12 protein-coding genes are annotated in these 12,003 nt (G+C 73.5%); 3 read left to right on the top strand and 9 right to left on the bottom strand.

Annotation, left to right across the window (positions count from 1 at the left end; genetic code table 11):
• A partial coding sequence (locus tag K4G64_RS10765) for an FAD-dependent oxidoreductase (RefSeq protein ID WP_221755800.1) occupies nucleotides 1–1,805 on the bottom strand: 1,805 nt, incomplete at its 3' end.
• Between the two features lie 195 nt (nucleotides 1,806–2,000).
• Between K4G64_RS10765 and K4G64_RS10760 the strand changes: the two genes are divergently transcribed.
• Together K4G64_RS10760 and K4G64_RS10755 are read left to right on the top strand one after the other, a co-directional pair.
• Entirely contained in the window at nucleotides 2,001–2,963 is a 963-nt protein-coding gene (locus K4G64_RS10760) for an LLM class F420-dependent oxidoreductase (RefSeq protein ID WP_221755799.1), read from the top strand.
• An 84-nt stretch (nucleotides 2,964–3,047) separates the two neighbouring features.
• Entirely contained in the window at nucleotides 3,048–3,389 is a 342-nt protein-coding gene (locus tag K4G64_RS10755) for a hypothetical protein (protein WP_221755804.1), read from the top strand.
• A 12-nt stretch (nucleotides 3,390–3,401) separates the two neighbouring features.
• Here the strand turns inward: K4G64_RS10755 and K4G64_RS10750 are convergent, their stop codons facing one another.
• Both K4G64_RS10750 and K4G64_RS10745 read right to left on the bottom strand, forming a co-directional pair.
• Nucleotides 3,402–4,433, bottom strand: a complete 1,032-nt coding sequence (locus K4G64_RS10750) for an SDR family oxidoreductase (protein WP_221755798.1) — start codon at nucleotides 4,431–4,433, stop codon at nucleotides 3,402–3,404.
• Nucleotides 4,434–4,439: 6 nt separating this feature from the next.
• Nucleotides 4,440–4,919 (bottom strand): phage holin family protein, encoded by a 480-nt coding sequence (locus K4G64_RS10745; protein WP_221755797.1) that lies wholly within the window; start codon nucleotides 4,917–4,919, stop codon nucleotides 4,440–4,442.
• A gap of 48 nt (nucleotides 4,920–4,967) precedes the next feature.
• Between K4G64_RS10745 and K4G64_RS10740 the strand changes: the two genes are divergently transcribed.
• On the top strand, nucleotides 4,968–5,315 hold the full coding sequence (locus tag K4G64_RS10740; protein WP_221755796.1) for a VOC family protein: 348 nt from the start codon (nucleotides 4,968–4,970) through the stop codon (nucleotides 5,313–5,315).
• 16 nt (nucleotides 5,316–5,331) lie between these two features.
• On the opposite strand, the gene K4G64_RS10735 is transcribed toward K4G64_RS10740, so the two are convergent.
• The 6 genes from K4G64_RS10735 to K4G64_RS10710 all read right to left on the bottom strand — a co-directional run bounded on the left by K4G64_RS10735 (nucleotide 5,332) and on the right by K4G64_RS10710 (nucleotide 11,934).
• The gene (locus K4G64_RS10735) at nucleotides 5,332–5,889 is read right to left on the bottom strand and encodes a GNAT family N-acetyltransferase (protein WP_221755795.1); all 558 of its coding nucleotides are present in this window, start codon (nucleotides 5,887–5,889) and stop codon (nucleotides 5,332–5,334) included.
• A 164-nt stretch (nucleotides 5,890–6,053) separates the two neighbouring features.
• Nucleotides 6,054–6,986 (bottom strand): LD-carboxypeptidase, encoded by a 933-nt coding sequence (locus K4G64_RS10730; RefSeq protein ID WP_221755794.1) that lies wholly within the window; start codon nucleotides 6,984–6,986, stop codon nucleotides 6,054–6,056.
• Nucleotides 6,983–8,947, bottom strand: coding sequence for a prolyl oligopeptidase family serine peptidase (locus K4G64_RS10725; RefSeq protein ID WP_221755793.1), 1,965 nt, complete (start codon nucleotides 8,945–8,947; stop codon nucleotides 6,983–6,985). Before K4G64_RS10725 ends, K4G64_RS10730 begins: the two co-directional genes overlap by 4 nt.
• Nucleotides 8,948–8,951: 4 nt before the next feature.
• Nucleotides 8,952–10,265 (bottom strand): M20/M25/M40 family metallo-hydrolase, encoded by a 1,314-nt coding sequence (locus K4G64_RS10720; protein WP_221755792.1) that lies wholly within the window; start codon nucleotides 10,263–10,265, stop codon nucleotides 8,952–8,954.
• Nucleotides 10,258–11,091: a M55 family metallopeptidase gene (locus K4G64_RS10715; protein ID WP_221755791.1), complete on the bottom strand. Its 834-nt coding sequence runs from the start codon at nucleotides 11,089–11,091 to the stop codon at nucleotides 10,258–10,260. Before K4G64_RS10715 ends, K4G64_RS10720 begins: the two co-directional genes overlap by 8 nt.
• A 117-nt stretch (nucleotides 11,092–11,208) precedes the next feature.
• A complete protein-coding gene (locus K4G64_RS10710; protein WP_221755790.1) occupies nucleotides 11,209–11,934 on the bottom strand; it encodes a class I SAM-dependent methyltransferase in 726 nt (241 codons plus the stop codon).
• Between the last annotated feature and the right edge of the window lie 69 nt (nucleotides 11,935–12,003).

Raw genomic sequence — 12,003 nt, 5'->3', positions numbered from 1 at the left:
GGTGCGGGGACGGGCTGGTTCTTCGCGGGCTCGCTGCCGGGCTGGTTCCTGGCGGGCTCGCCGCCGGGCTGGTTCCTGGCCGGCTCACCACCCGGCTGATTCTTCGCGGGCTCACCACCGGGCTCGTTCCTGGCCGGCTCACCACCGGGCTGACTCCGCGCAGGCTCACCGCCCGCCTGATTCCCGGCCGGTCCGCCGCCGGGTCCCGGGGCCGGGCGGCCCTTCGCCGTCTCGGCCTCCGTTCGCACTTCCGTGGGTCCGGAGCCGTGGCGGCCCGTGGTCGGGCGGCCCTTGGCCGTTTCCCCCTCGGAGCGTGGTTCCGCGGCCCCGGATCCGGGCCGTACCTGCGTCGGTCCGGATCCGGGCTGCCCCTTCGCGGGCTCATCGTGGGGCCGGGCGCGGCCCGCCCCTCCGGCGCCGGTGTCCCCGTCGCCGGTGTCGGACGCGAGCGCCGCCCCCGGACCGGACCGGGCGCTCGCGTCCTGCCGCTGCCCGGGCCCGCCCGGCACCCGGGCCAGCTCGGGCGACGACGTGTCCAGCGGCACCGACCAGGACCGTACGAGCCCCAACTGCACGGCCTGGCGCGGCAGTACGGCATCCAGCAGCCAGTCGGCGGCGACCCGCACGCGGTTGCCGGGCATCGCGGCGAGGTGGTAGCCCCGTGTCACCACGCCGGCCGGTACGCCGGACAGGGTCACGCCGAGCGGATTGGCGGCGGCCTTCGCCCCGCCCAGGTCGACGACGAAGCCCAGATCGCGGTGGCGGTACGGCGTGCGCGCCCCGCCGAGACCGAGTGACGCGGCGACGTTCTCCGCCGCGACCTTGCCGTGCCGCCAGGCGTGCTGCGCGGTCATCGGCGTGTAGCTCCCCGGCTTCTCCAGATCCGGCACCGCGGCCACGTCCCCGCAGGCGAACAGCTCCGGCCGGCCCGGCACCCGCAGATGCGGATCGACCAGCAGCCGCCCCTTCTCCATGGGCAGCCCGAGGGACTCCACCAGCGGATCGGGACGCACGCCCACGCACCACACCAGCGTCCGGGTCTCGACGAACTCGCCGTCGGTCAGCAGGACCCCGTCGTGCGTGGCCTCCTTCACCGAGGTCCCCATGCGCACGTCCACGCCCCGCTGCCGCAGCACCCGGTCGGCGGTGGCGGACAGCTTCTCGTCCATCTCCGGCAGCACCCGCGGCGCCACGTCCAGCAGCATCCAGCGCGGTCGCATTCCTCGCCGCAGCGGGTGCTTGCGCACCTGCGCGTCGGTGTACATCTGCCCGTGCGCGGCGACCTCGGTGCCGGTGTATCCCGCCCCGACCACGACGAAGGTGCACCGCGCGGCGCACGTGGCGGGATCGTCCGAGGACGCCGCGAGCTCCACCTGCCGGGTCACGTGGTCGCGCAGGTACAGCGCCTCGGGAAGACCGCGGAAGCCGTGCGCGTACTCGGCGACACCGGGGATCGGCAGCAGTTTGTTGACGCTGCCCGCGGCGAGCACCAGCCGGTCGTAGGCGAGGGTGCCGCCCTCACCCTCCGGGCCGGTGTAGTGCAGGGTGCGGTCGTCCAGGTCGATCCGGTCGGCCTCGCCCAGCACCAGCCGGACGTCCGGCAGCGAGTCCGAGAGGGAGACCGTGACCCGGCGCGGCTCCAGGATGCCGGCGGCGACCTGGGGCAGCAGGGGCAGGTACAGGAAGTAGTCGGTCGGGTTCAGCAGGGTGATGTGGGCCCGGCCCCGGGTGATGCGGGACAGGGTGCGGGCGGTGCGGTACCCGGCGAAGCCGGCACCGACGATCAGGATGCGGGGTCGACTCACGGTCGCTCGCCTCCGGCGCTGTCGCGTGGCTCGGGAGCCTTCCGCGTCCCCTTGGCCAGCGCGGCCAAACGTCGGCCGGGCCCGCTCACCCGCCCGCCGCCGGTTTCCAGCCGCCCGCCCGCCGCCGGTTTCCGGCCGCGCCCCCGGGTACCCGGTGCGGGACACGGACCGCCGACGTCGCGGAGGCACTCCCCCATGCCCGAGTACGGCTACTTCCTCTCGTGCGAGCAGTACGGACCCGCCGAGCTGATCGAGCAGGCGCGGATGGCCGAGCAGGCCGGCTTCCAGGCGCTGTGGATCTCGGACCACTACCACCCGTGGAACGACGAGCAGGGCCAGAGCCCGTTCGTGTGGTCGGTGATCGGCGCACTGTCCGAGGCGGTGTCCCTGCCGATCGAGACGGCGGTCACCTGCCCCACCGTGCGCATGCACCCGGCGGTGGTGGCGCACGCCGCGGCGACCAGCGCGGTGATGACGAACAACCGCTTCCGGCTCGGCGTCGGCTCCGGCGAGGCGCTCAACGAGCACATCCTGGGCGACCACTGGCCCCCGGCGCACGTCCGGCTGGACATGCTGGAAGAGGCGATCCAGGTGATGCGCCGGCTGTTCACCGGCGAGGAGGTGAACCACCACGGGCCGCACTACACGGTCGAGAACGCCCGGCTGTACACCGTCCCGGACGAGCCGATCCCGATCGACATCTCCGGCTTCGGCCCCGCCGCGACGCAGCTGGCCTCCCGCGTCGGTGACGGCTACATCACCATGATGCCGGACGAGGCGATGGTGGAGCAGTACCGCAAGGGCGGAGGCGGCGGAAAGCTCGTCAGCGGCGGCACCAAGGTCTGCTACGACACCGACAAGGACGAGGCCGTACGGACCGTCCACCGGCTCTGGGCCAACGAACAGCTGCCGGGCGAGCTCGGCCAGGTGCTGCCCTCCCCGAAGCACTTCGAGCAGGCGCAGCAGCTCGTCACCGAGGACATGGTGCGCGGCAACCGGGTGTGCGGCGACGACCTGGACGAGCACGTGGCGGAGCTGAAGCAGTTCGCCGACGCGGGTTTCGACCGGGTCTACGTGAACCAGATCGGCCCGGACCTGCGCGGCTTCTTCGACTTCTACCGTACGAAGGTGCTGCCCCAGCTCCAGCAGGCCGTCTGACATTCCCGGGCGGGGCGTGCCGGGTCGCCTAGAGTCGCCCGCATGTCTGTTCGTCTACGTATGCGTGAGGCCCTGCCGGAAGCGATGCGGGCCCGGGACAAGGCCGCGGTGAGTGCCCTGCGGGGCACTCTGGCGGCCCTGGACAACGCCGAGGCGGTACCCGTCGACACCGTCCCCCGCGCCGGCGCCCTGGAGGCCTCGCCGGTCGGCGTCGGCGCCACCGAGGCGGCCCGGTGCGAGCTCGATGAGCGTGCCGTGGCGGACATCGTGCGTACCGAGGCGTCCGAACGGCTGGCGGCGGCCGCGCAGTTGACCGCGCCCGCACACGCCGCCCGGGCCGAACGGCTCCGGGCGGAGGCGGCCGTGCTGCTCCGGTTCCTCGACACCACCGAGGACACGGCCGAAGAGGTCGCCGCCGACGCGTAGCGGACCAGCGGACTAGCGGCGGGCCTGCCCGGCCAGCCTGCGGAACGCCAGTACGCCCGCTCCCGCTGTGAGGGCCGCTCCCAGCCGGGCGCGGTTGCGCGACAGCCACTGCTGCGGGCCCCCGGCGGTGGACTCGTCGTCGAAGCGCCCGTGCGCGCCGAAGTCCCGCCCGTGCGCGCCGTCCGCCGGGGACCAGAGGTTCGCGGGCCCCTCGGGCCGGCCCTCCTCCTGCTGGGCGTCGACGTTGGTGCGGGCCAGGTAGCGGTCCAGCAGTCCGGGGATCACGGCGTTGGCGAGGAGCGTGGCGGCCGTGGAGCCGCCCACCCAGTACTCGCGGCGCCGCGCGTGCGACGCCGCGTGCACGATCGCCCGGGCGGCGACCTCCGGTTGGTACACGGGCGCCACGGGCCGTGCCCGCCCGGGCATCCGGTTCAGCACCCAGTCGAACTGCGGGGTGTTGAGGCCCGGCAGCTGCACCATCGTCGTCCGCACCCCGCTGCGGGCGTGCAGCAGTTCGCAGCGCAGCGACTCGTTGAACCCCTGGATCGCGTGCTTGGCCCCGCAGTACGCCGACTGCAGCGGAATGCCCCGGTAGGCGAGCGCGGATCCGACCTGCACGATCGTGCCGCGGTCGCGCGGCAGCATGTGCCGCAGGGCGGCCCGGGTGCCGAACACATAACCCAGGTACGTCACTTCGGTGACGCGCCGGAACTCGTCCGGCTCGACCTCCGTGAACGGCGCGAACACGCCGGTGAAGGCGTTGTTGACCCAGACGTCGATGTGGCCGTACGCGTCGACGACCTGCTGGGCGGCGGCGTCGACGGCCTTGGCGTCGGAGACGTCCACGGGGACGACGAACGCCTCGCCCCCGGCGCGCTCCACCTCGTCCGCCGCCGCGGCGAGTCCCTCACGCCCGCGGGCGAGCAGGGCGACCCTGTCGCCGCGGGCGGCGAAGGCCCGGACGGTGGCCCGTCCGACGCCCCCGCTGGCGCCGGTCACCACGACCACACGGCCGCGCTTGCGCGGGGTTCCCGCCGTCCGCACCCGGCATCACGCTCCGCGGTGCGGGACGTCCGGAGCCTCGGACGGCCGCGGCGGCACGGGGCCCGGGGCGTCCGCTCCGGCGGGCGGGGCCGGCGGCACGGGCGGATACGGCATGCCGCCGACGGCCCCGGCCGCGCTCTGACGGGCGCCGGCCCCGCCCGGTGCCATGCCGGCCGCGTGGTCCGCTCCCGGCCGGGACGGCCGGGCCATGCCGCGCAGCACGTAGGCCAGGGCTCCCAGGATCACGGCGGTGATCAGCGCGGCCGCCCAGTCGGGAAGGCCGAGGGCGAGAGCCAGTCCCACGGCGAGGGCGAGGGCGGCGCCCGCGTACAGGGCGAGCGCGCCGGACGCGGCGTACAGCGCGGCCTTGCGGCGCTGCCCCCGCGCCTGCTCGCGCAGTTCGTCCCGCACGGTCTCGCGCGCCACCTGTGCCAGCTCGTCGACCAGGTGCTTGTCCAGATGCTCCAGGTGATGCAACGGCTTCATGCCCGGCCGGGTACCCTCGCCCCCTTGCGCGTAACTAGGCTCAGCCACATGGAGATTCTGGGTGCCACACTGCGCGTCTGCGTCGACGACCTCGAGACCGCGATCCCCTTCTACGAGCGGCTGGCGGGCGGCAGAGCCCAGCGCTTCGAGCGGGAAGGTGTCCAGGTGGCGGCCGTCGGCTGCTTCCTGCTGATGAGCGGACCCCCGGCCGAACTGGAGGTGCTGCGCAAGGTCACCGCGACGATCGCCGTGACGGACGTCGAGGAGACCCACAAGGTGCTGACCGAACTGGGGGCCCACATCGTGGCGGGCCCGATCGCCTCACCGGCTGGCCGCAACCTGATCGCCCTGCATCCGGACGGCTCGATCTACGAGTACGTGGACCGTCAGGCGTAGGCGTCGCAACCGGGGATCAGTGCCCCGTCGGGGTGACCATCTCGGTGGTGATCGCCCAGCGTTCGTGGTCGCGCCAGGCCCCGTCGACGAAGAGCATCTTCGGCGAGAAGCCCTCCAGGCGGAACCCGCAGGCGCGGGCCAGGGCGATCGACGCGGCGTTGCCCGGCTGGACGTTGATCTCCAGCCGGTGCAGCCGCATCGGGCCGAACGCGTACCGCACGACGAGGTCAAGGCCTTCGCGCATCAGCCCCCGCCCGGCGGCGTGCGCGAAGGCCCCGTAGCCCAGGGCGCCGGACTGGAAGCCGCCCTGGACGATGTTGTTGATGTTGATGAACCCGCCGATGGCGCCGTCGCTCTTCTCGCAGACCAGGAACCCGGCCTTGGAGGGGTCCTCGATCAGCCGGCCCGCGTAGGCGGTGTAGGCCTGCGCCGTGGTGGGCGGGAAGAGCCACGGCTGGTGCAGGTCCTCGCTCTCCCGGGCGCGGGCGGTGAACTCGGCACCGTCCTCGTAGGTGAAGTGGCGGATCCCCACCCGGGGGCCTTCGGCGAGGTGGCGGGATGCGTGGTGCGGCACCCCGCCACAGTAACCGTGCTGCCCCGGGGTCCCCAGTCGAGTGTCAGAAGCCGGCACCACATTCCGACCAGTAGGTACTGGCCGGTAGTCATGGAGTGACACGTGTCAGGAGCCGTCAATCACCGAAACGAAGGTTTCTTGACAGGTTTTCAGCAGCGCGCCGCTCAGCTCAGGGCCGGTACGTCCAGCGTCAACGTGCCCGCCCCGGCGTCGAGTTCGGCCGCGACCCCGAGGGGCATGGTCAGCGCCCCCTCGCCGTGGCCGAACCCGAACTCCTCCACGACCGGGACACCCAGGCCGCCGAGCCGGTCGGCGAGGACCGTACGCAGCTCCTCGTACGGGCCGCACCCCGCCCACGACCCGAGGACGATCCCGGCGACCCCGTCGAGCCAGCCGGTGCGCAGGAGTTGGGTGAGATACCGGTCCAGGCGGTACGGGCTCTCCCCGATGTCCTCCAGCAGCAACAGCCCGCCCTGTGCCCCGGGGTGGGCGTGCGGGGTGCCGAGGTCGCTCGCGAGCAGGCTCAGGCAGCCGCCCACGGTGACGCCCCGGGCGCGGCCGGGGGCCAGTGCGGTGCCGCCCGGGGGCACGGCCGTGACGGTCCGCACGGACTCCGGCTCGAAGAGGGTGGCCCGCAAGTGCTCCTGGGCGCGGGCGGTCTTGAGGAAGTCGATGCCGGCGGCCGCGGGACCGTACAGGGTGACCAGACCCAGGCGGGTGGCGAAGGCCTGGTGCAGGACGGTGACGTCACTGAACCCGGCGAACACCTTCGGGCCCGCCGCCCGCATCGCCGTCCAGTCGATCAGGTCGACCATGCGCTGCGCCCCGTAGCCGCCCCGGGCGCACAGCACGGCCGCGACGGAGGGATCGCACCAGGCGTTCTGGAGGTCGGCGGCGCGCTGCTCGTCCGTGCCGGCCAGGTAGTCCAACTCCCGGTTTCTGCCCAGCACATGGGGCGTCACCACAGGGTCGAGGTCCCAACCGCGCAGGATGTCGAGCCCGGCCTGGAGCCGCTCCTCGGGCACCGGCCCGCTGGGCGCGACGACGGCGACGCGGGCGCCGGGGGCGAGCCGGGGCGGTCGGACCAGCTGGTTCACTTGCTGAGCTCCAGAGTGGGGACGGCGGGCGGGTCCAGGCGGAACACCTGGGCGTAGAGGGAGAGTTCGGCCTCCAGGGCGCGCACCATGGTCTCCGCCCTGCGGAACCCGTGCCCCTCCCCCTCGAAGGCGAGGTAGGCGTGCGGCACCTTGCGGCCCTCCAGCCGGGCCAGGAACCGCTCGCACTGCACGGGCGGGCAGATCACGTCGTCCAGGCCCTGGAGCAGCAGGAACGGCACGGTGAGGCGGTCGGCGTGGGCGGCGGGCGAGCGTTCCGCGTACCGGGCGGGCACCTCGTCGAGCGGCCCGATCAGGCCTTCCAGGTACCGCGACTCGAAGTCGTGGGTCTCCCCCGTGCTCCAGCCGGCCAGGTCCAGGATCGGGTACTTGATGGTGCCGCACGCGTAGACGTCGGTGGTGGTGAGCGAGGCGGCGGCGGTCCAGCCGCCCGCGCTGCCGCCCCGGACGGCGAGCCGGCCGCGGTCGGCGGTGCCCTCGTCGGCGAGGGCCAGGGCGACGGCGGCACAGTCCTCGACGTCGACCACGCCCCACTGCTCGCGCAGCCGCTCGCGGTAGGGGCGGCCGTACCCCGTGGAGCCGCCGTAGTTCACTTCGGCGACGCCGATGCCGCGCGAGGTGAAGTAGGCGATCTCCAGGTCGAGCACGAGCGGCGCGCGGCCGGTGGGCCCGCCGTGCGCCCAGACGACGTAGGGCGGCAGTTCGTCGCCGGGCGCGACGCAGCCGGGGTGGTGCGGCTGGTAGATGTGGGCGTGGATGTCGCGCCCGTCGGGGCCGGTGAAGGTGCGGATCTGCGGCTCGGGGTAGTACGCGGGGTCGACGGCGTCGTCGTGCTCGGCGCCGACCACCCGGGCCCGGCCGGTGCGGGCGTCCAGCTCGACGACCTCGTGGGCGCTGCGCGGACTGGCGCCGACGGCGACGACCCGTTCACCGTGGGCGGCGAGGGTGGGGGCGAACTCGGTCCAGGGTCCGGCCGCGTCGACGACCTCGCCGGTCTCGGGATCCAGGATGCCGAGGGCGGTGGCGCCCCGGCCGTGCACGACGGCGATCAGACCGCTCTCCAGCGGCGTGAACCATCGCGAACCGAGCTTCCACAAGGCCCCGCCGAACTCCTCCTCGCGCGGGCACACCGGTTCCCCGTCGAGGTAGAGGTTCCACCAGCCGGTGCGGTCGCTCGCGTGCAGCAGACGGCCGTCGTGGGTCCAGTCGGCCTGGGCGATGGCCTCACCGGGCCCGCCGGCCACGGTCCTGGCGCCCCGCAGGGTGCCGTCGGGGGCGAGGTCGGCGAGGAGCAGTTCGGTGCCGTCCCACGGCATGCTGGGGTGGTCCCAGGCCAGCCAGGCGGCCCGCCTCCCGTCGGGCGAGAGCTTCGGTCCGGTCACGAACCGGTGCCGCCCGTCGGTGAGTTCACGTACGGCTTCCCGGTCCTCGGCGGCGGATCCGTCCAGCGGGACGGCGGCCAGGACGCGGCGCACGTCGGTGGGTCCGTCGCCGATGAACTCCTCCAGCACGCACCACACCTCGCCCCGCTCGGGCAACGGCAGCGGCTCGGCCCAGCGCAGGCCGGCACCGACGGAGGACACGGGGGTGAGCGGTCGGGGTTCGCCGCCCGGCTCGCAGCGGTACAGCCGCTGGTCGGCGAAGTTCACGAACACCACCAGCGGTCCGGTGTCCCCCGCGACCGCGGCCCACGGGTGCCCGCCGTACTCGATGACCCGGCTGCGCACGTTCCACGGCGCGGGCAGCAGCGACTCCTCCCGGCCGTCGGCGTGCCGCCGCACCAGGGTGCGCCGGCCGCCCTCGGCGGGGCGAGGCTCGGTCCACCACACCTCGTCGCCGACGAACCCCACGTACTCCGGGTGCCCGTCGTGCGCGGCGGTCAGGGCCGCGTCGATGGGCGAGGGCCACTCCCCGTAGGCCAGCGTCCGCACCGTCTCCCCCACTCTCCTAGGCCGTCCGCAGGAACCGGTCGAGTACGCGGACACCGAAGTGCAGCGCCTCGACCGGTACCCGTTCGTCGACCCCGTGGAACATGGCCGCGTAGTCGTAGCCGTCCGGCAGCTTCAGCGGGGTGAAGCCGTAGCCGGTGATGCCGAGGCGGGAGAACTGCTTGGCGTCGGTGCCGCCGGACATGCAGAACGGCACCACGTGCCCCTCGGGTGCGAACTCCTCGATGGCGGCCCGCATGCCCGCGAAGGTCGCCGAGTCCACCGGCGACTCCAGTGCGACCTCGCGGTGGTGGAACTCCCAGTCCACGTCCGGCCCGGTGAGCCTGTCGAGGGTGCTGCGGAACTCCTCCTCGCCGCCGGGCATGTACCGGCCGTCCACGTGCGCCACGGCCTCGCCGGGAATGACGTTGACCTTGTAACCGGCGTCCAGCATGGTCGGGTTGGTGCTGTTGCGCAGGGTCGGCTCGACGAGCTTCGCGGCCGGACCGAGCTTCTCCAGCAGTGCGTCCACGTCGGTCAGGTCGCTCTCGATGCCGTAGAGCGCGGCGAGTTCGGTGAGGGCGGCGCGCACGGTCGGGGTCAGCCTGAGCGGCCACTCGTGTGCGCCGATCCGCGCGATCGCGCCCGCCAGACGCGTCACGGCGTTGTCCCGGTTGACCTTGGAGCCGTGCCCGGCGCGTCCGCGGGCGGTGAGCTTCAGCCAGGCGGTGCCGCGTTCCCCGGCCGCGATCGGGTAGATCTGCCGCCCGTTGCCGTCGTGGAAGGTGAAGGCGCCCGACTCGCTGATGCCTTCGGTGCAGCCCTCGAACAGGCCGGGGTGCCGGTCGGCGAGGAACCCGGAGCCGTCCTCGGCGCTGGCCTCCTCGTCGGCGGTGAACGCGATGACGACGTCCCGGCGGGGCCGGATGCCCTGCCGTGCCCAGCCGCGCACGACGGCCAGGATCATCGCGTCCATGTTCTTCATGTCGACGGCGCCGCGCCCCCAGACGACCCCGTCGCGGATCTCCCCGGAGAACGGGTGCACGCTCCAGTCGGCGGCCGCCGCGGGCACGACGTCCAGATGCCCGTGGAGCAGCAGGGCACCGGCCGAGGGGTCGGTGCCCTCGATGCGGGCGACGACGTTGGCCCGCCCCTTGGTGCGCTCCAGCAGCGTCGGTTCGATCCCGGCGTCGGCGAGCCGGGCCGCGGCGTACTCGGCGGCGGGCCGCTCCTGGCAGTCACCCCCGCCCCGGTTGGTGGTGTCGATCCGGATGAGGTCGGACGTGTACGTCACGACCTCGTCCAGCGCCTGCTCGTCCACCTGCTCAGCCATACTGCTCCTCCACCGCGGCCGAGACGATCGTGGTGACCGCCTTGAAGGCGCGGATGCCCTCGTACATGGTCCCGCTCGTGTACGCCACCTTCCGCTCCCCGATCCGTTCCACACCCGGGACGACGGTGGCGGCCATCGCGAGATGCTCGGCGTCGAACTCGACGGCCACGGTGAACGGGCCGCCGTGCACGGGTTCGTGACGCACCGCCAGTGCGGCGGCCTCCTTGGCCGCCGCCCGGATGTCGGCCGCGGTGCGACCGGGGGTGCGGCACACCGCCGCGTAGCGCGACACATGGTCCTTCACCGCGACCTTCAGCGCCTCGGGCGCGTACCCGAGCGCGTCCTCGCAGGCGACGTCGTCCCCGGTGACCAGCACGACCGGCACGCCGTACTCGGCGACGACATGGGCGTTGAGCAGCCCCTCGCTAGCCCGTACGTCGTTCAGCCACACACCCGTGATCGAGTTGGCGAGGTAGGTGTGCGCGAGGACGCCCTCCATGCCGGCGCCCGCGTGGTAGCCGACGAACGCGATGCCGTCGATGTCGCCGTGCTGCACGCCCTCGACCATGGACAGCGTCTTGTGCCGGCCGGTGAGCAGCTGGGCGCGGTCGTCGAGCTGCTCCAGCAGCAGGTTGCGCATCGACCAGTGCGCCTCGTTGATGATCACCTCGTCGGCGCCGCCGTCGTGGAAGCCGAGGACGGCGGCGTTGACGTCGGAGGTGAACAGCGACCGGCAGCGCTCCCACTGGGAGGCGCCCGGCACCACGTCGTCGGGCCAGGTGACGCCGGTGGCGCCCTCCATGTCGGCGCTGATGAGGATTCTCATGACGAGCCGTCCAGGGCGGAGATCTTCATGGTTCGTCACGTTACGCGCTGCGGACGGAACGGGCTACGAGGTGGTCACCGACGGATCGGCAGGTCGGCGACGAGCACGGTGAGGCGGCTAGGCCGTGCGCCCCGCGACCAGCCAGGTGGAGGGCAGCTCGATGCGCGTGCCGTCCGGGCGGTACTCCGTGGTCCTGAGCGGCAGCCGGCCGCTCGCCAGGACGGTGAGACCGGCCGAGCGCAGATACTCGGGCACGGCCTCGTCCGAGACCTCGCCGGGAGTGAGGCCGTGCCGGAGGACCGGTGCGAGCTTGGACGGCGGACCGTCCGGGCCGCCCGCCAGCCCCATCAGGACCTGCTTGGCGGCGCCCGAGAGCTCCACCAGGCAGGCTCGGCCCCGGTCGCCGACCAGCGTGGCGATCCCGTCGACGAGGGACTGCCGGTCGTCCGGATCGCACTGGTGCAGGACGCCCCGCACATAGACGTTGGTGTCGCCGAGCTCCGCGTGCAGCGCCTGGACCTCTTCCTTCTCGGCGGCGTCCAGCTGCCGGTAGGCGGCCTGGCCCGCGGGGTCGGAGCGCCGGGCGTGGTCGAGGGCCGCGGCGGACAGGTCGACGCCCAGGGCCCGCGGGAAACGGTCGGCGAGATAGCGGGTCTGGGTGCCGTTGCCGCAGCCGAGGTCCACCATCGGCAGCGCGGGATCGGCAAGGTAGGGCTCGAACAGGGCGAGATGCGGGCCCACGGTCAGGACCGGTTCCGCGTCCCAGAACACCGCCCCGGGATCGGCGGACGCCTCCTGCCAGAACGCCTCCCACGCCTCCCGGTACCGACTCGTCACGCTCATGGTCCACTCCCCAGGGTGCGAACGAATCCCGCCATACGGCGGGCGAGTACGGTGTATCGCGCCCCGGCC

The organism is Streptomyces sp. WAC04114, from assembly GCF_019733245.1.
GTDB lineage: Bacteria > Actinomycetota > Actinomycetes > Streptomycetales > Streptomycetaceae > Streptomyces > Streptomyces massasporeus_A.
This window is presented reverse-complemented; position numbering and strand designations above follow the sequence as displayed.

What these genes read in the sequence shown, in the direction of transcription:
- K4G64_RS10760 (WP_221755799.1), top strand. Translation starts at nt 2,001, where the DNA reads ATGCCCGAGTACGGCTACTTCCTCTCGTGCGAGCAGTACGGACCCGCC.
- K4G64_RS10710 (WP_221755790.1), bottom strand. Translation starts at nt 11,934, where the DNA reads ATGAGCGTGACGAGTCGGTACCGGGAGGCGTGGGAGGCGTTCTGGCAG.
- K4G64_RS10745 (WP_221755797.1), bottom strand. Translation starts at nt 4,919, where the DNA reads ATGAAGCCGTTGCATCACCTGGAGCATCTGGACAAGCACCTGGTCGAC.
- K4G64_RS10715 (WP_221755791.1), bottom strand. Translation starts at nt 11,091, where the DNA reads ATGAGAATCCTCATCAGCGCCGACATGGAGGGCGCCACCGGCGTCACC.
- K4G64_RS10755 (WP_221755804.1), top strand. Translation starts at nt 3,048, where the DNA reads ATGCGGGCCCGGGACAAGGCCGCGGTGAGTGCCCTGCGGGGCACTCTG.
- K4G64_RS10720 (WP_221755792.1), bottom strand. Translation starts at nt 10,265, where the DNA reads ATGGCTGAGCAGGTGGACGAGCAGGCGCTGGACGAGGTCGTGACGTAC.
- K4G64_RS10740 (WP_221755796.1), top strand. Translation starts at nt 4,968, where the DNA reads ATGGAGATTCTGGGTGCCACACTGCGCGTCTGCGTCGACGACCTCGAG.